Source organism: Bradyrhizobium sp. USDA 372, from assembly GCF_053629095.1.
In genome coordinates, this window is sequence record NZ_JBRJHR010000001.1 from 6,862,860 (window position 1) to 6,882,656 (window position 19,797).

A 19,797-nucleotide genomic window follows, 5' to 3' on the forward strand; every position below is an offset into this window, starting at 1 on the left:
AGAAAATTGAAGACCTGAATGGATCGTCTCGTTGCCCTAGCCGTCAACCGGCGTTTCCTGATGGTCGGCATGTTCGCCGCCGTGCTGATCGGCGGTCTGATCGCGTTCAACCGGCTCAACATCGAGGCCTATCCCGATCCGACCCCGCCGATGGTCGACATCGTGACGCAGAGCCCGGGGCTGTCGGCGGAGGAGATCGAGCGCTACATCACGATCCCGATCGAGACCCAGGTGGCGGGCCTGAAGAACATCACGACCATCCGCACCATCTCGCTCTACGGTCTGTCCGACGTCAAAATCCAGTTCTCCTTCGCCTATACCTATGACGAGGCGCTGCAGCAGGTGCTGAATCGCCTGGCGCAGCTCGCCCCGCTGCCCGGCAACGTCCAGCCGCAGATCTCGCCGCTCAGCCCGATCGGCGAGATCTTCCGCTATCGTCTCGTCGGCCCGCCGAACTACAGCGTGCTCGACCTCAAGACCATCCAGGACTGGATGCTGCAGCGCCGCTTCCGCGCGGTGCCCGGCGTGATCGACGTCACCGGCTGGGGCGGCAGGAGCAAGACCTACGAGATTCAGGTCGACTTCAACAAGCTGGTCGCCAACGGCCTGACGCTGCCGCAACTGCTCCAGGCGGTCGGCAATTCCAACGTCAATGTCGGCGGCAACACCGTCAATATCGGCCAGCAATCCGCCGTGGTGCGCGGCGTCGGCCTGATCCGCTCGATCGACGACCTCGCCAACACCATGGTGGCGCAGACAGGCGGCAATCCGGTGCTGGTCAAGGACGTCGCCACCGTCACGGTCGGCCAGAAGCCGCGTCTCGGCATTGCCGGCCTCGACGATTCCGACGACATCGTGCAGGGCATCGTGCTGATGCGGCGCGGCGAGCAGAGCTCGCCGACCATCAAGCGCGTCCACGAACTCGTCCAGCAGATCAACAACTCCAGCATCCTGCCGCCCGGCGTGCGCATCGAGCGCATCTACGACCGCGGCGACCTCATCGAGCTCACCACCCACACCGTGCTGCACAACATGGTGATCGGCATCCTGCTGATCGTGCTGTTGCAGTGGATCTTCCTCGGCGATCTCCGCAGCGCGCTGATCGTCGGCGCCACCATCCCGTTCGCGCTGTTCTTCGCCGTCATCATCCTGGTGCTGCGCGGGGAATCGGCCAACCTCCTGTCGGTCGGCGCGATCGATTTCGGCCTGATCGTCGATGCCACCGTGATCATGGTCGAGGCGATCTTCCGCCGCCTGACGCAAACGACACCGATGTCGGAATCCGAGCATATGTCCCCCGAAACGCTGTTCGGCATGAAGAGCCATGCCATCCTCAGCGCGGCCGCCGACGTCTCGCGATCGATCTTCTTCGCCGCCGCGATCATCATCGCGGCCTTCCTGCCGCTGTTCACGCTGTCAGGCGTCGAGGGCAACATCTTCGGCCCGATGGCGCGCACCTATGCCTACGCGCTGGCCGGCGGCCTCCTTGCCACCTTCACCGTGACTCCCGCGCTGTCCGCAATCATCCTGCCCGCGCATGTCGAGGAGACCGAGACGAAGGTGATGCTGATCCTGCACCGGCTGTACTCGCCGTTGCTGAATTGGGCGGTCGCCAATCGCAGCATCGTCCTCGGCGGTGCGGTCGGCCTCGTGCTGATGACGGTGGCGCTCGCCCGGCTGCTCGGCCTCGAATTCCTGCCGAAGCTGGAGGAGGGCAATCTCTGGATCCGTGCCACGCTGCCGCCGACCATCTCGCTCCAGGAAGGCAACAGCTACGTCAACGAGATGCGCAAGGTGATCCGGGCCCGGCCCGAGGTCGAATCCGTCGTATCGCAACACGGCCGTCCCGACGACGGCACCGACGCCGCCGGCTTCTTCAACGCCGAGTTTTTCGCGCCGCTCAAGCCCGTGAGCCAATGGCCCGGCACCCGCGACAAGGAAGAGCTGACCGCGCAATTGCTCAAGCAGCTCGACGACCGCTTTCCCGGCGTCGAATTCAACTTCTCGCAATATCTCCAGGACAACGTCTCCGAAGCCGTCTCCGGCGTGAAGGGCGAGAACTCGATCAAGCTGTTCGGCAGCGACCTCCAGGCGCTCACCGACACCGCCAACAAGATCAAGCAGGTGCTGTCGACCGTGCAGGGCGTCGCCGACCTTGCGGTGTTCACCTCGCTCGGGCAGCCGACCGTTCAGATCGACATCGACCGCGCCAAGGCGGCGCGTTACGGCCTTGCACCGGGCGACATCAACGCCACCATCAAGGTCGCGATCGGCGGCGACACCGCCGGCGACCTCTATGAGCCCGGAAGCGACCGCCACTTCCCGATCATCGTCCGCCTCGCGCCGGAATATCGCCGCAGCGCCGAGGCGATCCAGAACTTGCGGATCGGCGCGCCCGGGCCGAACGGCACCGTCACGCAGATCCCCTTGAGCGAGGTCGCGACCATCAGCCTCGTCTCCGGCGCTGCCTACATCTATCGCGAGCAGCAGGAGCGTTATCTGCCGATCAAGTTCTCGGTGCGCGAACGCGATCTCGGCAGCGCGATCCGCGAGGCGCAGGACAAGATCGCCGCGCAGGTGCAGCTGCCGCCGGGCTCGCACATGGAATGGGTCGGCGAGTTCGGCAATCTCCAGGACGCCATCCGGCGGCTCTCGATCGTGGTGCCGATCTCGCTGGCGCTGATCGGCGTGCTGCTCTGGTTCAACTTCGGTTCGATGACGGACACGCTGCTCGCGATGAGCGTGATCCCGATGGCGATCTTCGGCGGCGTGCTGGGCCTTTTGATCTCGGGCACCGCATTCAGCGTCTCGGCGGCGATCGGCTTCATCGCGCTGTTCGGCATCGCCGTGATGGACGGCATCATCATCCTGTCGCAGTTCAACCAGCTGATCGAAGAGGGCATGGACCGCATGAGCGCGGTGGTGCGCACCGGCGAGCTGCAGCTCCGGCCCGTGCTGATGACCTGCGTCGTCGCAGGCGTCGGCCTTCTTCCGGCGGCGCTGTCGGAAGGCATCGGCTCGCAGGTGCAGAAGCCGCTCGCGGTCGTCGTCGTCACCGGCATGATGCTGGCGCCGGTCGTGATCCTGGTGACCTTGCCGGTCCTGATCTCCTTCTTTTCCCGCCGCGCGCGCTGATCGTCAGAACCCGTAGAGCCGCGCCGGATTGTCGACCAGGATCTTCTTGCGCACCTCGGCATCCGGCGCCCACACCGGAAGCTGGTTGAGCAGGCGGCCGTCGTCGATCTGATAGAGCGGCGCGATGTCGGTGGGCTTGCGTCCCTCGACGCGGCTCGAATCCGGATGCGGCCAGTCGGTGCCCCAGACGATGCGGTCGGCATTGGCTGCGATCAGCGCGCGGGCATAGGGCACCATGTCCTGATAGTCGGGCGCGAGCTTCGACGAGCGATAGGCACCCGAGATCTTCACATAGGCCTTGCCGGACTTCACCAGCGCGACGAGATCGGAGAAGCCCGGCTGCTCCAGCCCGAGCGAAGCCTCGAGGCCGCCGAAATGGTCGAATACGACCGGCACCGGCGCCGTCTCGACGAGGTCCTTGATCGCCGAGATCATGGCCAGCGTGGTGTAGAGCTGCACGTGCCAGCCGCGCGCCTTCATGCGCTCGACGGCGGCGGTGAAGCGCGGCCGGCCGACATTGGGATCGTTGACGCCGCCGGTCGCCAGATTGAGGCGGATGCCGCGGAAGCCGTCCTGGTGCATCGTATCGAGCGCGCTCTCCGGCGTCTTGTCGTCGATCACGGCGACGCCGCGCGCGGTCGCGCCGCGCGCCTTCATGCCGAACAGCGTGGAGGAATTGTCGGTGCCGTAGACGCTCGGCGTCACGATCACCACGCGCTCGATATGCAGCGCCTTGTGCAGTGCGGCCATTTCTTCCGGCGAAGCCGGCTCCGGCGTATAGACGCGTCCGGCGAAGAACGGAAACTTTTCGACATCGCCATGAATGTGGGTATGGCAGTCGCAGGCATGCGCCGGGACGTCGAAATTGATCGGCGTCGCGGGCTGCGCCGCGCGGGCATGGGCTTTGCTGGTCATGGCTACTCCGGCCGCAAGGGAGGCAAGCAGGACGCTGCGTCGGCTGAGCATGGTTTCTCTCCCGGTTATTTTTTTGTAGGCGGGTGGAAGAAGAATATCACATCAGCCGGGCAACCGCTCCGCTTCGCTGCATAGCTGCTCGACGAGACCAGCAAGCGGACGTGAGCCGTCCACGCGCACGACCGGGCAGGGCAGGCCCGAGAGCCACGCTTCATGCTTAGCGAGACTGCGGCCTTCGCGATCGCCGGCTTCGTAATGGGATGCCCATTCGACGAAGTCTTCGGTTTCGCCATGGCGCCAGCCGCCTGGCGCGACGGCATCAGCGCCGAAATGGGCGGCCTCGCGGGTGCGCAACCGCTTCATCCGGATCTCGCGCGGCGCGGTCACGAAGACGACCAGGTCGAAGTACGAAACGAGCTCCTCACCCCAGCCGGTGACGGATCCGCTCAGCACCCAGTCGAGGCGCGGCAAGAACATCTCGCGCATCAGGCGCAGGCGGTCGGCGGCGGGGCGGGTCGTCTGATAGGGCGGCACGGTCGGCAGCCAGAAATAATCGTCGCTGTCGTGATGCGGCAGCGCCAGCTGGTCCGCGAGCGCGCGACCGATCGTGGTCACGCCGGAGCCCGAGGCTCCCATCAGATGGATGCGGCGGCTTTTCATCGGCATCCACCAGAGAGATTTGAAGGCTACTGCCCCGACGGCGTGCGCAGGCCGTGCCAGGCGTCGCGGACCTGGTGGTAGTGCACCTCGGGCAGGTAATCCGGCGTGTTCAGGTTCAGCGTCTTGACGTCGAGATGGCCGATGGCGCTGAGCAGCGTGTAGGAGGCGATCACGCGGTCGCGTTGCGCGCCGATCAGGCGGGCCTTGGCCTGGATCAGATCGGCCTGCGAGTTCAGAACGTCCACCGTCGTGCGCTGGCCGCCCGCAGCCTCGCGCTGTACGCCCTGCAGCGCGACGGTGGCCGCCTTCACCTCGGATTCGGAGGCCGAGACCGTGATCTTGGCGCCTTCATTGGCGACCCAGGCGCTGACCGCCGCCGTGCGCGCCTGGTTGCGCACCTGGTCGAGCACGAGGCGGCTCTGCGCCGTGATCTCCTTGGCCTGCCGGGTCTGCGCCGCGGCCTGGCCGCCGTCGTAGATCGGCGCGGTGACGTTGGCGACGATCGAGGCCTGGTCCTCGGCGAAGGTGCCGAGCGTCGGGTCGTTGTTACGGCTCTTGCTGGCGCTGCCCTGGATGGTCGCGCTCGGCAGCAGCGTGCCTTCGGCGATGCGGATGTTGGTGGAGGCGACATCGACATCGAAACTGGCGGCCATCACCGCCGGATGCTGGCGGATCGCCATCGTCATGGCGTCCTCGCGACTCTTCGGCAGATAACGGTCGACGGCCTCGGCAGGCCTGAGCTGCGAGGGCGCATTGCCGATCACTTGCGCATAGGTGGCCTGGCTGACCGCAAGCGCGACCTCGGCCGCGTTGAGATCGGCAAGGCCACGATTGAGGCGGGCTTCGGCCTGCGCGGTGTCGGTCGGCGTGACGTCGCCGGCATTGAGGCGGCGCTGGGTGACGGCGAGCGTCTCGCGCAGGAAGGCGACGTTGGAGCGCTGCGCCTCGACCAGCGACTGGTTGGCGAGAACGTTGGTGTAGGCCGTGACCGCATCGAGCAGCACGCCCTGGCCGACATTGCGCAGCGCTTCACGGCCCGACTGGACCTGGAGCTCGGCGGCCCGCACGCCGTTGGCAGTGCGGAAGCCGTTGAACAGGCTCTGCGTCACGGTGACGCCGATGATCCAGGGCTTCAGATTGCCGGTCTGGATGGTGTTGTCGGGCAACAGATTGCGGACCGATTGCAGCCCGGCGCTGAGGCTCGCCACGATCTGCGGCCGGTAGCCGGCGAGCGCCTGCGGCACGTTCTCGTCGGTGGCGCGCTGGCGAGCGCGCTCGGCATTGAGCTGCGGATTGGTCTGGTAGGCTTTTGCCAATGCTTCCGGCAGGGCTTCGGCCGATGCCGTCGCGGGCAGGGCGCAAGAGAGCGCCAGCGTGGTCCATGTCGCAAGCACAGGACCCGCGCCCGATCGACGTCGCGTCCCTCCGCGACCAGCTCTGGCGGTACGCCCAATCATGTATTCCCGCTTAACCCCGGCTGTCCGCCCCCGCCGACGATGGCCTCTTAACTGTTTAGCCAGCCGAGGTCCCGCAGGCAAACTGCCGCGGGGGAAACCCCCATGTATTCCGTGCTTGTTGCAGGCGCGTCACAGGATGTATGCGGCAAAGCGCCAGTGCCTTACACCAGCCTGACCGGTTTGTGCGCTACCGGTTTTTGTTCATCGGCTTGCGCTTCTCGATGAACGCCGCCATGCCCTCCGAGCGGTCCTCGAGCGCGAAGGTCGAATGGAACAGGTTGCGCTCGACGCTCATGCCTTCGGAGAGCGTGGTCTCGAAGGCGCGGTTCACCGCTTCCTTGGCCATCGCGGCCGCGGGGCGCGACATCGCGGCGATCTTCTCGGCGGCCGCCATGACCTCGTCCATCAGCTTGTCGGCGGGTACGATGCGGCTGACGAGGCCGGAGCGCTCGGCTTCCGCCGCGTCCATCATCCGGCCGGTGAGGCAGAGGTCCATGGCCTTGGACTTGCCGATCGCGCGTGTCAGCCGCTGGGTACCGCCGATACCTGGAATGGTGCCGAGCGTGATCTCGGGCTGGCCGAACTTCGCGGTGTCGGCGGCGATGATGAAATCGCACATCATGGCGAGCTCGCAGCCCCCGCCGAGCGCGTAGCCCGCGACCGCGGCGATGGTCGGCTTGCGGCAGCGCGCGATGCGGTCGCCGCCGATCGCGGCGAAATCCTCGGAGAACATGTCGATGAAGCCCTTGGGCTGCATCTCCTTGATGTCGGCGCCGGCGGCAAAGGCCTTCTCGTTGCCGGTCACGACGATGCAGCCGATGGCGTCATCGGCCTCGAGATCGTCGACCGCCGCGGCGATCTCGCGGAAGACGCCGAACGAGAGCGCGTTGAGCATCTTTGGCCGGTTCAGCTTGACGATGCCGACCGCACCGATGCTCTCGACGATGATGTGTTCGAACGTGCTCATGCTCCACCCACGCTTTTGATTGAGTGGGCAATGTGCCCGCTGGCGCGGATGCCTTCAAGGGGGCCGGACGCGGGACGCGCGCGGCGTGCGTCCCGCGGAACAGCCAATCAGGCCATGAACATGCGCGCGGCGGAGGCCAGGGTCAGCAATGTGCCGACGCCGATGAAGATCTTGCCGATCAGGGAGCTCTGGTCCCAGGCCGAGCTCTGCTGGGCGCTGGCCATCACCGGCGCCGGCCGTGGCTGCGCCTCGGTCGCCGCGATCACCGTCTTCTGCGGCGGCGGGTTCTCCTGCAGGGCGCGATCGATGTCGTTGAGCTGATCGGGCGCGACGACCTGGTTTTCCGGGTTCTCAGCGTTGGTATTATCGGCGGCTGCCTGGACGTTGTCGTTGGCGCGGTTCGTCATCGCGGAAACGGCTGCGGCAGCCGGCGTCTCAGCGGCGAGCTGCGCATTGGCGTTGGCGACCCCCGGGGGCATCTGGCTCGCGGCCGGCACCTGACTGTCGGTCTTGTCGTTCCTGGCCTCGTCGGCCTTGGCCGCCGCGTCCTTCTTGTCGGCCTTGTCCTCGGATTTCTGCACCGTCTTCTTGCTGTCGGTGCGGCGCGAGTCATGGCGCCGGGGCTTGGGCGTATCGGCCCCTTTGTCCACGCTCTCCGATTTGTTGCCGGCGGCCGAGTTCGGCGCCGCCTGTGCGACGCCTCCGGACAGCAAGACAAGCCCGGCCAAACCGATCAGGGCCGCGCGCGCGCTGGTTTTCATCATGTCGACGATCTCCCCAATTCCGCCCGTCCCGGCAGCGAACAGAGACCCCGGGGCGTGACGACAGCGCGGCAAAAAATGGGAATCTTCGGGCTACACCCGCCAAAAACGCGGCAAACCCCCTCCCGCAGCCACCCGCCCGATGCGGGACGCAGCGATCGGTGTTATGAGCCGTCGCAGATGTTTGCGGCCGCATCGGTCGCGCGGCCCGGATCTCGATCACGAATTCGTGATATGTTCGGTGCCCGCGTAACAAATTGAAAGAGCGGCCGAATTGCATGGTGAGGGGCGCGGGTGCGCGGACGTGAGGACGAATGGACCGGCCTGATGCGGTCGGCCATGGCCGGCGATGATGCCGCGTATCATCGCCTGTTGAAGGCAGTCACGCCGGTGCTGCGGGCCGCCGCGAGGCGTGGCCTGGCGCGGGCAGGTCAGCCCCCCGACCAGGCCGAGGATATCGTGCAGGAGATTCTGTTGGCGGTGCATCTGAAGCGGCATACCTGGGACAGCGAAGCGCCTTTCGCGCCCTGGCTGTTTGCGATCGGCCGCAACAAGCTGATCGATGCGCTCCGCCGGCGCGGCAGGCGCGTGTTCGTCAACATCGACGATTTCGCCGAGACGCTGCCGGGCGAAGCGCCGCAGGAGACCGCTTCGGCCGGCGAGGTCGCCGCCCAGCTCGGAACCCTGCCGCAGCGTCAGCGCGACGTGCTGCAGTCGATCGCGGTCGAGGCCGCCTCGATCAAGGATACGGCGACAAAGTTGTCGATGAGCGAGGGCGCCGTCCGGGTCGCGCTGCATCGCGGACTTGCGGCGCTGACGGCCAAACTGCGGGACCATTGATCATGGACACCGATCAACTCATTCGCTCGCTTGCGGTCGACAACGCGCACCGCGCCCCACGGGTCGGCGCCGTGCTGACCATGGCGCTGCTGGTGGCCGCGCCCTTGTCGATCCTGATCTTTGCGACGTTCCTCGGTATGCGCGCCGACGTGATGAGCGCCATGCGCAATCCGTTCTTCGACATGAAGTTCGCGGTGACCCTGTCGCTCGCAATCCCCGCCATCATCGTCAGCCTGCATTTGTCGCGCCCCGAAGCCCTGCTGCGCGGCTGGGGCTGGCTGCTGCTGCTTCCCGTCGGGCTGCTCGCGGTGGCGATCGGCAGTGAGGCGATGATGGCGCCAGCCATGCCGATGACGATGCGCCTGATGGGCAAGAACTCCAGGGTGTGCCTGGTCGCGATCCCCGCGATGTCGCTGCCGTTGCTTGCGGGGGCGCTGTTCGGCCTGCGCCACGGCGCGCCGTCCCGCCCCGCGCTCGCCGGAGCGCTCGCCGGGCTGGTGTCGGCCGGACTTGCGGCGACCCTCTATGCCTCGCACTGCACCGACGATTCCCCGCTGTTCGTCGCGACCTGGTACACGCTCGCGACCGCGCTGGTGACGGCGATCGGCGCGGCGGTGGGATCGAGGGTGTTGCGGTACTAGCCGCGCCTGCTTCAGGCCACCGTCGTCGCATTCTGCATGCGGTGGAAGCGCAGGACCTGTTGTGCGGTCGATGCGCGCAGGCTCTCGTAGGTGTCGCGCAGCTTCAGCATGTCGGTCTGCGACCCGCCGGAGAGCTTCTCGCGCATGGCGATGATCGCGCGCACGCTCGGCCATTGCATGCCCGCGACCTTGGCGAGGATCATCACGCCCTCGGTACGGCTTTCGATCATCATGGTCTCGGCGGTCTCGACCGCAACGCCCGCGAGCGCCGCGAGCCCGGCATTGGTCTCGTCGAACTTGCCCTGTTCGGCGAAAGTCGTGATCTGGAGCTCGGTGAGACGGCCGTCCTCGTGCAGCGACTTCACCAGCGCGCGAGCCATGTCTGTCTGCTTCGTCCTGGCAACGGCGCGAACCCGTTGGGCCGCTTCCTCGACGGCTCTCGACACCTCGTCCGCGAGCTCGGGATGTGCGGCCGCGAGCTTCCTGTGCACACTCGAGGATGCCTTGGCGACCAGCCTCAGATAGTGATGGCGCGGCAGGTCAGGCCGCAGGCCGATGCAGCCGGCGAGGTCGTCGTCGCGCTCGGCGCGGACGACGAGGTCGGCGAGACTCTCCTCGGATAATTGCGCGCCCGGATTGCCGACGGTTGACTGCACCACGTCCTCGTCGCCCCGCGCCACCAGCACGTCGGTCAGGGCCTCCGACAGCGTCCGCCGCAGCGAGATCGCCTTGAGATGCGCCTGGCCCCTGGTGCGCGCGATCTCGATCAGTGTCGCCTCGTCCAGTCGTTCCGACTTCGACAGCACGGGGCCGGAGACCTCGATGATCTCGTCGAGCGCGAGCGTGCGGATGATCTGCGGGGGCGCAGCCGCGATCGGTGCGAGCCGTTCGGCGAGCAGAGCCCTGGCCGATGTCTCGATCTGCTCGACCAGGCACTGGAACACGTCGTCGAACACGCGGATGTGGTCGTCGGAATAGTCGACCGCGTTGCCCACGAAGAGGTCGGTGACGCGGCGCAGCGTCTCCACCCGGCGCGCGACGGTGCCGTGCGAGAGGGCAGCCTGCAATTCCTCGATCAGGTTTTCGGATGGTCTTGCGGAATTGGATCTCATTGCCCTGTCCTGGAGCGTTCGGGCCGGCGGCGGCTTCTGTCGCACCGGAGGAAAATGGGTCGGTCAGCTCGTTGCAATGCAGTTGCGCCCTTGCGCCTTGGCGGAATAGAGCGCGCTGTCGGCGCGCGCGAGAAACGTGTCGGCAGTATCGGCGTCGCGCAGCGTCACGACGCCCGCGGAAATGGTCACCCGCATGCCCGGAGAGAATGCGCTCCAGTCCAGATCGGCGACGATGCCGCGCAGGCGCTCGAGCACGCGGCGCGCGACGTCGCCCGACGTGTCCGGCAGCAGCAGCAGAAATTCCTCGCCGCCGTAGCGGCCGAAACTGTCGGTCGGCCGGGTGTTGGCGAAAATGGTGATCGCGAAGGTGCGCAGCACCTCGTCGCCAATGGGGTGGCCGTAAGCGTCGTTGATGCGCTTGAACCAGTCGAGATCGATCAGGGCGATCGCGCAAGGCGTGGATGCCTGCCGCGAGTTTTCGATCTCGGCGTCGAGAAGCCGCATGATGCAGCGGCGGTTGTACGAGCCGGTGAGCTCGTCGAGCTCGGCCAGTTCCTCGATGCGGCGATAGGCGGCCTTCAATTCGATGCTGCGCCGGTACAGGATCTTGCGCAGCGTGGCGCCGAACAGGCCGAGGAAGGCGCACTGGCCGATCACCAGCACGAAGCAGAGCATCGAGGCGGTTCGCTGCAGCCGGGTCGCGACCGGCAGTCCGATCGGCAGATCCGATCCGAGGAAAACCAAGGTGAGCCCGCAGGTGGCAAGGCCCCAGGTGACCATTGCCTGGCTCGACGTCATGCGCAGCGTGCCGAACGCGAAGATCAGAAACAACACGGCGAGGAACGCGACCCCGACCGTCGGCACCGCGAGCAGGAACACCAGTTGCAGCGCCATATGCGCCGAGATCTGATAGACGGTGAGGTAATGATCCTCGAAGCGGTTGCCGAAACCGGCTTCCGACAGCACCGTGAACGTCCCGATGATCAGGAGGCCGCCGAGCCAGAACAGCGACGGAACGCCGATGGAGATCGTCCCGTCATAGGCGTAGAGCAGCAGGACCGAGGCGCCCAGCGAGTAGCTTGCGACCTGGCCGATATACATCTGGCGGCGCTGCCGGGCCCGGCGTGCCCTGACCTCGGGAGCTGTCGTCTCGGACGCGAGGACGAGATCCGCGACCTCTGCGGCATTCCTCTCCGGAAAGGACGTCGCGGCCGTGCTCATGGTCCCGCCAATGGTGGATGTCAGCGTAAAAACCTACGTGGCAAGCCTTTAGGTTTGGTATCCTTTGAAATCGAATCCGAACCGTGCAGCGCGGAACAAGGCGATAAGCCAGTGTGAGATTTTTACCGGCGATCAGGTATCGTGTGCGCTGCGGTCGAGCCGAAGCAGGGCTTGGCGCGACAAAGGTGGTGCAGGGCTGCTATGGAACCGGTGAGGCCGGGCCGCCTGTACCCCGGACAGGGCATTCCGCAGGGAAATTCGCAGTATTATGGTACCGATTCGGACTTGCGACGCTGACCACCGCGGGTGGGACGAGAAAAAAGCCTGTATGTGGGGTAGCTCACACAGGCCCCCGTATGAGTGCGGTAGGTTGAACAATTTTGCCCCCCACGTCGAACCGTCCGCCGCATCGACTCGACCAACTTTGCGAGACGGCCATTGAGCGCGACACAGGCGGCTTCGGACGAGATCCTGATCGCTAGGATCGCTCAAGGTGACCGGCTTGCCATGCAGGTGCTGTACGGGCGGCACCATGTCAGGGTTTACAGGTTCGGACTGAGGCTCGTGCGGGACGAGCAGGCGGCGGAAGACCTCATCAGCGAGGTGTTTCTCGACGTCTGGCGTCAAGCCGGCAAGTTCGAGGGCCGATCCGCCGTTTCCACCTGGCTGCTGGCAATCACCCGATTCAAGGCCCTGTCTGCGCTCCGGCGCAGGAAGGATTTCGAGCTGGACGAAGACGCCGCCAACGCGATCGAGGATACGTCCGACGATCCGGAAACGGTGGTGCAGAAGAAGGATACCAGTGAGGCGTTGCGGGAGTGTCTGACGGGCCTTTCGCCGGATCACCGGGAAATCGTCGATCTCGTCTACTACCACGAGAAGTCCGTGGAAGAGGTGGCCGAAATCGTCGGGATACCGGAGAACACTGTGAAGACGCGCTTGTTCTATGCGCGCAAGAAACTGGCCGAACTGCTGAAGGCAGCCGGCGTTGAGCGAGGCTGGCCATGATGGCTTTGAGCAAGAAGATGCTGGAGCAAGAGCCCAGTGAAATTGAACTGCTGCTGCCCTGGCACGCTGCCGGCACGCTGAACGCGCGCGATGCGCGCCGTGTCGAGGAAGCGCTGGGGCGCGATCCCGAGCTCGCCAGGCAATATGCCGCGATCCGCGCCGAGTACGAAGAGACCATCCACCTGAACGAGACCTTGGGGGCGCCGTCGGCACGCGCGATGCAGAAGCTGTTCGCTGCGATCGACGCCGAGCCGGCCCGGGCGAGCGGCTCGCTGCCGCTGTCGGCGCGCATCTCGACCTTCTTCGCGAGCCTGTCGCCGCGCACGCTGGCCTGGTCGGCGAGCCTCGGCGCCGTCGCGCTCGTGCTGCAGGCCGGCATCATCGGCGCCGTGCTGATGAAGAAGCAGCCGGCGACCTTCCAGACCGCCTCGCTCTCGACCAGTGCGCCGATCACACGCGAGCTTGGCAGCGCGGCCGCACCGGCGCGTGCGCTGGTGCGCTTCACGCCCGAGGCGCGCGTCGCCGACATCACCGCGCTGCTCGACAGCTACCAGGCTTCGATCATCGGCGATGCCAAGGGCGGCATGTTCCGCCTCCAGTTCGACAAGGCGATGAGCCAGGACGAGCTCGCTTCGCTGCTCGGCAGGATGCAGCGCGAGAAGTTCGTCAACCTCGCCGTCGCGGCGCCGTAGGCGCGCCGCTGAACCGATGACGGGCAAATCCGAGAGCTGGGTGCGCACCGGGATCCGCGCTTCATCCGTCGGCGTTGCCTTTTTGGTCGCCTCCTGTCTCGGCGTCGAGGTTGCGCAGGCGCAGGCGATCATGCGCACCCCCACGATCAGTGTGCCCTCGCGCACGCCGACCATCTCTCCCAACATCACCCCGCGGGTCAGCCCGAACATCGCTGCGCGCGCGGTAAGCGTCGACCGCGGCCCGCGGACGATGGCGACCATTCCGCGTACCACGACGTCGCGCATCCGCCCGACGACGCCGGTGCTGCCCTACGCGCGTTACTCGCCGAACCTCTACCCGGCCTGCACCGCGTCCTACCGTGCTGCCGACGGCGAATGTCTGGCGCAGCCGAACGCGGGCGGCGAGGGCACTGGAAAATCTGGCAAGAAGAGCGCCGGCAAGGGGCGCGGCAACGACACGCCGGTCGCGCTGACCTCGCGCAGCTTCGCAGGCGAATTCGTCGCCGAGATCGACGGTGTGCTGTCGACCGCCGAGGCCGACGAGCTGGCGCGTCGCCACGGCCTGACCCGCCTCGCTTCCGAGAATTTCCCGCTGATCGGAGCCACGTTCGGCCTGTTCCGCATTGCCGATGGCCGGCCCTATGAAACCGTGCGGCGCGAGTTCGCGGCCGACGGCAGCGTGCGCTCGCTGCAGCCGAACTTCCGCTACGTGCTCCAGGACCAGAAATCGGCTGCCACGACCGAGGGCGATCCTGCGCAATATGCGCTGGCAAAGCTCCGCCTGCCGCAGGCGCATACGCTGGCGCACGGGGCCAACGTCACGATCGCCGTGATCGATTCCGGCGTCGACGCCCGGCATCCCGAGCTCGCCAATTCCATCGCCGACAATTTCGACGCGCTCGGCAGTGCCGAAGGACCGCACGTCCATGGTACCGGCATCGCCGGGGCGATCGCGGCCCATGCCCGTCTGATGGGCAGCGCGCCCGAGGCCCGCATCATCGCCATCCGGGCCTTCGGCGGTGCCAATGGCGGCGCCGAGAGCTCGTCCTACATCATCCTGCGTTCCCTGAATTACGCCGCCGAGCACGGCGCGCAGATCGTCAATATGAGCTTTGCCGGTCCGAAGGACGCGGTGATCGAGCGCGCGATCGCCGCGACGGCCGCGCGAGGTCTCGTGCTGATCGCGGCCGCCGGCAATGCCGGCGCGAAATCGCCGCCGCTCTATCCGGCCGCCAACCCCAACGTGATTGCGGTCAGCGCGACGGATCAGCAGGACAGGCTGTTCGCCGCCTCCAACCGCGGCAACTACATCGCCGTCGCGGCCCCCGGCGTCGACATCTTCCTGCCGGCACCCGACGGCAAGTACCAGATGACGTCGGGAACCTCGTTCTCCGCCGCCTATGTCTCCGGCGTCGCGGCGCTGCTGCTCGAGCGCAATTACGCACTCAAGCCGGAAGCGCTGCGCATGACATTGGTGAAGACCGCGCGCGACCTCGGCTCCCCCGGGCGTGACGACCTCTTCGGCGACGGCCAGGCCGACGCGTTTGCCGCCGTCATGGCTATTCCCGTCGACAGCGCGACGCCGGTCGCTGCTGCCTCGGGTACAACAAAACGTGAAGATGCCGACAAGCGTCGCGACGAGCCCGGCATTCGCGCGATCGAACAGCCCTCGCTGTCGAGCACAGCCGATAAAGCCGCGATTTCTCAGGCAGATAGGCCGGCGACGCGATAGTCGCTGCGACAACTTTGCGCGCGCGCCGAAGGTCAAAAAATCAGACCCCGCATTGAACGTTGAGCCCGCTGCCACGACCAACTGATGTGGGAGCGGTCATCCCTCCCCATCAGTCATATCAGGCGCGAGCGCCCATCCACCCCAAGCGCCCATATGGCTCGACCCGTCCGGTTGTCCCCCCGGACGGGTCTTTTCTTTTCAGAGCGTTTTTGACCGAAGTGGATGCCGGTTCGCGTGAAGAAAACGCGCCAAAACAGGAATCTGGCGTCCGATCTTTTGAAGCTTCGCTTCCGTTCAGCTTGCGGTTGAAGGTCGCCGCGGCGTCGGTCTCCGCCGCGCGCGGAGCGCGCCGCAACTCCGTTATGCTTGTGCGAAGCTTGACTCGAAAACACGGAAAATCACCGCACGACTACGGTGTTTGACGACCAATGCCGCGTCGTTGCTGGACAAGTCAAAACTTTTCCACAAAATATTCATGTCGCGTCTAAATTGATTCGTGTGCGTTGCGTCCCCCGCGTCCGTGTTTTCTCCTGACGGGCTGGTTCATGACACATCGCCAAGAGTTCGTTCGCGACGCGGCTGGCAGCCGCCAAATCGCGGCGCGTTGGTGCGCTCTCGCCGAACAGCGCCTGCAACATCTCTCCGAGATGTTCGAGACCGGCCGCTGGCGCCGCTATCATTCCGAGATCGCGTTCCTCGAAAACATCCAGGAGGCCAAGCGCGCCGTCCAGACCTGGCGCGCGCTTGCGACCGGCGGGGACGTCGCCGAGGCGGCCGCGAGCGTGACGCCGGCATTCGGTTGGTCGCCGGCGACGATGCCCCGCATGGCGCCGCGCGAGCAGGCGCAGACCGTGCAGCCCAAGACCTTGCAGCCAAAGGCCGTTCACATCGCTCCCGAGACCGCCACGCCGGTCAGGCTCGATCCGAAGCCCGACGTGCTCGCGGAGATCACCGAAGCCCCGATCGCGCCGCTTGCCATGCCGGTGGCTTGGCCGTCGTTCACCGCGCCTGCCGAGATGCCGCCGCTCAAGGCTCCCGCTGCGAAGGCACCGTTCACCGCACCTGCCGTGAGATCGCCGCGCGCGGAGCCGGCCGCAACCGCGCCATTCACCGCGCCGGAAGTGAGGCCGCCGGTGCCTGCCGCGCAGCCGCCGAGGACGGCGCCTGCAGCGATGGCGGCGCTCCTGCCGCAGTTCGCTCCGCCCGCCGAGGAAATCGTCGCCGCCCCCGAGCGCGTCGTCGAATTCACCTTCAGCCTCGACGGCCTGGAAGCGAAATACCCGCTGCTGCGGAACGCGTTCTAACGCTCCGTCGCGAGGGCAAAACGGCAGGCAGCCGCACCTGTCGCTCCGTCATCCTGAGGTGCGAGGCATGGGACGCAGTGCATCCCATGGGGAGCCTTGAAGGATGCAGGGCCCGGCCGTCAACCACGCCTACCTTCGCACCGCATTGCCGCCGACCAGCAGCTGCGCGAAGCGTTGTGCGCCGTCGGCCGACAGGTCCGACGTCACCGCACGGGCGTGATCGAGGCCGACCACGGCACCGCGCGGCGTCTCGGAGATCATGTTGTTGTTGACCAGCGCGGTGCCGGCGCCCGGCACCACGGAGACGCCGACGCCGGCCAGCGCCTTGCGGATCACGTTGCCCGTGATCGCGACATCGCGCAGATATCTGCCCCAGCCGGCGACGATGCCGTAGGACGGCGCGTTCTCGATGACGTTGCCGGTCACCGAGGAGTCCGCCTCGATGTAGATGCCGACGCCGGCATCGTCGTCAGGCGCGGTGCCGATCGGCCGCTTCGGGACCAGGTTGCGGATGATGTTGCCCTGGACCACCGCGATGCGGCCGCCCTCGTTGAAATTGCAGACGGAGACGCCGACGGCCGCGCCGTCGACAATGTTGTTGGCGATCACGGCGGCTTCGAACGCGAATTCGGAATAGAGCGCGACCTCGCGCACGTCGCTGACGCTGTTGCCCGTGATATGGATGTTCGAGGCCGAGTTGCCGCGCACAGCCGAATAGTCGCAATTCCTGATGCGGTTGCCGCGCACGATCACATTGCCGGCGCGAAAGGCGTTGATGGCATTGCCGTATTGGCCCGAGCCGCCGGGGCCGGCCTTGATGTTCTCGATGCGGTTGTCGGCGACCAGCGTGCCGTCATCGCCGATCGCATTGCGCAAGATCTCGATTCCGTTGTCGTTGGTGCCGAGAATCGTGTTGCGGGAGACACAGAGGCCCCTGGCGTCGAACGACACAACCGCCGTCACCGCGATGCCGGTGAAGATATTGCCGGAGATGTCGCCCGCGACCTGCTCGAGCCAGATGCCGCTGCCGCCCGAGCTCGTGATCTCGCAATCGGTGATGCGCACATCGCGCCCGCCGAGGACGTGGATCAGGCCGCGCCGTGTCGGCAGCGCAATGCCGCCGCCGTCGAAGGTGATGCCGGTGATGCCGATCGCATCGGAGCCGTCGCTCTGGATCGCCGCGGCCCCGCCGGTGAAGACGAGCTTGGTCGCGCCGCGCACGCCGATCAGCTGCGCGCCGTTCGGCAGCCGCAACAGGCCGGTCCGGTACACGCCCGGTGGCAAGGCGAGCGGCATTTGCGCGCGCGCGGCCTCGTCGATGGCGCGCTGCAGCGCGCGTGTTTGATCCTCGCTGCTGCCGGGCCGCACACCGTATTGCGTGGCATCGCGGCCGAGCATCGACGTCAGCGGCGCGGCGCGCGCGGCGTCAACAGGCATGGCGAGGGCACCGGCAATGCCGGCGGTCGAAGCCCCGATGAGATGACGGCGATTGAGGTCCATGACGCGTCCTCCGGCGGACGCGGGGGTCCGCAGCGGTTTCGTAGCTCAGCAGGGCGAGGACCGTGAGGATTGTTCGCGGTAGGGTTAAATGTTTACGCAAGAGACGGTGCCGTAGGGTGGGCAAAGCGTAGCGTGCCCACCATTGTCCGCGCCCAAGCGATGCATGGTGGGCGGGGCGCTGCGCGCCTTTGCCCACCCTACGAGACCGGTATGTTCCGCGCCTTCCGTGCCAATTGCACCATCTCCATCAGCATCGCTTCCCCCGCATCCACCAGCTCCTCCAGCGTGATGCGGGCTGCGCCCTTGCGGCGAACGGCGCCGTTGCGCGCAAGCAGGGGAATGTGGATGAACGCCGCGAGCTGCGGCCCGCCCGCCTTCACGTGCTCGATCGCGCGCCAGCTCAGGTAGTTGCAGAGATAGGCGCCGGCATCGCGTGAGGGACGCGCGTCGATGCCGGTGAGGCGCGCGGCGCGCAGCAGCCTTGCCGTGTGCGGGCCGAACATCATCGCGTCCGCATGGCCGGCGATGCCGCGCTTAGCCGAGCGGGTGTTGGCGGCATCGGGCCAGAGCATGGTGACCGCGTTGCGCGCCCGCGTCTCGATGCGCAGGTAAGGCGTGCGTGCGGCGAGGCCGAACATCAGGAGCGCGTCGGGCTTTTGCGCAGCGAGCATTTCTGGCAATTGGCGGTCGACCGCGGCATAGGTGACCGGGAAGATGTGGCTCGATAGCGCGACATCGTCGAGCGCGGGCCGGCGCAATTGCGCCAGCCGCGCCACCAGCGGCTGGGTCGGATTATAGGGCGCGCCGGGAAACGGACCGAAGCCGGTGAGGAGAATGCGGAGCTTGTCGCTCATTGCAGCAACTCCAGAATCTGCTCGGCGGCGAGTGCCGGCGTGAGATGGCCCTCGGCGACCTCGGCCTCGATCTTGCGGACTTTCGTCCGCACCGATGCCTCGCTGCGGAGCCGCGCCAGCATGCGCTGCTCCAGCATCGACCACATCCACTTCACCTGCTGCTCGCGCCGCCGCGCGGCGAAATCGCCGGACGCGCTCATCGCCTTGCGGTGATCCAGAACCTTCTGCCAGATCCTTGCGATGCCGTCGCCGGTCAGCGCCGAATAGGTCTCGACCGGCGGATGCCAATGCTCCGATCGCGGCGCCAAGATATGCAGCGCGCCGCGATAGTCGGCAGCGGTGATCTTGGCGCGCTTGAGATTGTCCCCGTCGGCCTTGTTGATCGCGATCATGTCGGCGAGCTCGACCAGGCCCTTCTTGATGCCCTGCAGCTCGTCGCCGCCGCCCGGCAGCATGAGGGCAAGGAAGAAGTCGGTCATGTCGCAGACGGCGGTCTCGGACTGGCCGATGCCGACGGTCTCGACCAGCACGACGCCGAAGCCGGCGGCCTCGCACAGCAGCATCGCCTCGCGCGTCTTCGCCGCGACACCGCCGAGCGTGCCGGAGGAGGGCGAGGGGCGGATGAAGGCGTCGTTCGCGGCCGACAGCCGCGCCATCCGGGTCTTGTCGCCGAGGATCGAGCCGCCGCTGCGCGCCGAGGACGGATCGACCGCGAGCACCGCGACCTTGTGGCCCTGCTCGATCAGATACGTTCCGAGCGCATCGATGGTGGTGGATTTGCCGACGCCGGGCGAGCCGGTGATGCCGACGCGGAACGCCTTGCCGGTGTCGGGCAGCAGCATCTGCACCAGCTCGCGCGCCAGCGCTTGGTGGTCGCCGCGCCGGCTCTCCACCAGCGTGATCGCCCGCGCAAGCGCCGCGCGACTGCCGGCGCGGAGGTCGCGGGCGAGGGATTTGATGTCGATGGATTTGGGAGTGGTCATCGTTGCTTTCGCGTC

General features: G+C 66.6%; 17 protein-coding genes. 7 read left to right on the top strand and 10 right to left on the bottom strand.

The features are described from left to right. Positions 1-18 precede the first annotated feature (18 nt). Positions 19-3,135 (top strand): efflux RND transporter permease subunit, encoded by a 3,117-nt coding sequence (locus AB7M16_RS32035; RefSeq protein WP_453946415.1) that lies wholly within the window; start codon positions 19-21, stop codon positions 3,133-3,135. A 3-nt stretch (positions 3,136-3,138) separates the two neighbouring features. Here the strand turns inward: AB7M16_RS32035 and AB7M16_RS32040 are convergent, their stop codons facing one another. From AB7M16_RS32040 to AB7M16_RS32060, 5 genes are all read right to left on the bottom strand, one after another. Further along, positions 3,139-4,101 (bottom strand): amidohydrolase family protein, encoded by a 963-nt coding sequence (locus AB7M16_RS32040; RefSeq protein WP_453946417.1) that lies wholly within the window; start codon positions 4,099-4,101, stop codon positions 3,139-3,141. A 51-nt stretch (positions 4,102-4,152) separates the two neighbouring features. Next, positions 4,153-4,710: a hypothetical protein gene (locus tag AB7M16_RS32045; RefSeq protein WP_453946419.1), complete on the bottom strand. Its 558-nt coding sequence runs from the start codon at positions 4,708-4,710 to the stop codon at positions 4,153-4,155. Between the two features lie 26 nt (positions 4,711-4,736). After that, positions 4,737-6,167: a TolC family outer membrane protein gene (locus AB7M16_RS32050; protein WP_172784153.1), complete on the bottom strand. Its 1,431-nt coding sequence runs from the start codon at positions 6,165-6,167 to the stop codon at positions 4,737-4,739. A 187-nt stretch (positions 6,168-6,354) separates the two neighbouring features. Continuing rightward, positions 6,355-7,134, bottom strand: a complete 780-nt coding sequence (locus tag AB7M16_RS32055) for an enoyl-CoA hydratase (RefSeq protein WP_172784154.1) — start codon at positions 7,132-7,134, stop codon at positions 6,355-6,357. Between the two features lie 107 nt (positions 7,135-7,241). After that, a complete protein-coding gene (locus AB7M16_RS32060; RefSeq protein ID WP_172784155.1) occupies positions 7,242-7,898 on the bottom strand; it encodes a hypothetical protein in 657 nt (218 codons plus the stop codon). Positions 7,899-8,189: 291 nt separating this feature from the next. On the opposite strand from AB7M16_RS32060, the gene AB7M16_RS32065 reads away from it, so the two are divergent. Further along, a complete protein-coding gene (locus AB7M16_RS32065) occupies positions 8,190-8,735 on the top strand; it encodes a sigma-70 family RNA polymerase sigma factor (RefSeq protein ID WP_172784156.1) in 546 nt (181 codons plus the stop codon). 2 nt (positions 8,736-8,737) lie between these two features. Then, positions 8,738-9,376 (top strand): NrsF family protein, encoded by a 639-nt coding sequence (locus AB7M16_RS32070; RefSeq protein WP_172784157.1) that lies wholly within the window; start codon positions 8,738-8,740, stop codon positions 9,374-9,376. 11 nt (positions 9,377-9,387) lie between these two features. Here the strand turns inward: AB7M16_RS32070 and AB7M16_RS32075 are convergent, their stop codons facing one another. Both AB7M16_RS32075 and AB7M16_RS32080 read right to left on the bottom strand, forming a co-directional pair. Beyond that, on the bottom strand, positions 9,388-10,488 hold the full coding sequence (locus AB7M16_RS32075; protein WP_172784158.1) for a DUF2336 domain-containing protein: 1,101 nt from the start codon (positions 10,486-10,488) through the stop codon (positions 9,388-9,390). Positions 10,489-10,551: 63 nt separating this feature from the next. After that, positions 10,552-11,709: a GGDEF domain-containing protein gene (locus AB7M16_RS32080; protein WP_172784159.1), complete on the bottom strand. Its 1,158-nt coding sequence runs from the start codon at positions 11,707-11,709 to the stop codon at positions 10,552-10,554. A gap of 438 nt (positions 11,710-12,147) precedes the next feature. On the opposite strand from AB7M16_RS32080, the gene AB7M16_RS32085 reads away from it, so the two are divergent. From AB7M16_RS32085 to AB7M16_RS32100, 4 genes are all read left to right on the top strand, one after another. Further along, entirely contained in the window at positions 12,148-12,717 is a 570-nt protein-coding gene (locus AB7M16_RS32085; protein WP_036006024.1) for a sigma-70 family RNA polymerase sigma factor, read from the top strand. Continuing rightward, positions 12,714-13,409 carry a hypothetical protein gene (locus AB7M16_RS32090; RefSeq protein WP_453946420.1) on the top strand — a complete coding sequence of 232 codons (696 nt, stop codon included), beginning with the start codon at positions 12,714-12,716 and terminating at the stop codon, positions 13,407-13,409. The genes AB7M16_RS32085 and AB7M16_RS32090 overlap by 4 nt, the downstream gene beginning before the upstream one ends. A gap of 16 nt (positions 13,410-13,425) precedes the next feature. Continuing rightward, positions 13,426-15,141 carry a S8 family serine peptidase gene (locus AB7M16_RS32095; RefSeq protein ID WP_453946421.1) on the top strand — a complete coding sequence of 572 codons (1,716 nt, stop codon included), beginning with the start codon at positions 13,426-13,428 and terminating at the stop codon, positions 15,139-15,141. Positions 15,142-15,686: 545 nt separating this feature from the next. Further along, entirely contained in the window at positions 15,687-16,445 is a 759-nt protein-coding gene (locus AB7M16_RS32100; protein ID WP_260382893.1) for a TIGR03809 family protein, read from the top strand. A 129-nt stretch (positions 16,446-16,574) separates the two neighbouring features. Here the strand turns inward: AB7M16_RS32100 and AB7M16_RS32105 are convergent, their stop codons facing one another. The 3 genes from AB7M16_RS32105 to meaB form a co-directional block, all read right to left on the bottom strand. Next, positions 16,575-17,945, bottom strand: a complete 1,371-nt coding sequence (locus AB7M16_RS32105; protein WP_260382894.1) for a TIGR03808 family TAT-translocated repetitive protein — start codon at positions 17,943-17,945, stop codon at positions 16,575-16,577. Positions 17,946-18,142: 197 nt separating this feature from the next. After that, positions 18,143-18,799: a pyroglutamyl-peptidase I family protein gene (locus AB7M16_RS32110; protein WP_439400952.1), complete on the bottom strand. Its 657-nt coding sequence runs from the start codon at positions 18,797-18,799 to the stop codon at positions 18,143-18,145. Then, entirely contained in the window at positions 18,796-19,782 is a 987-nt protein-coding gene (meaB, locus tag AB7M16_RS32115) for a methylmalonyl Co-A mutase-associated GTPase MeaB (RefSeq protein WP_453946422.1), read from the bottom strand. The genes AB7M16_RS32110 and meaB overlap by 4 nt, the downstream gene beginning before the upstream one ends. Between the last annotated feature and the right edge of the window lie 15 nt (positions 19,783-19,797).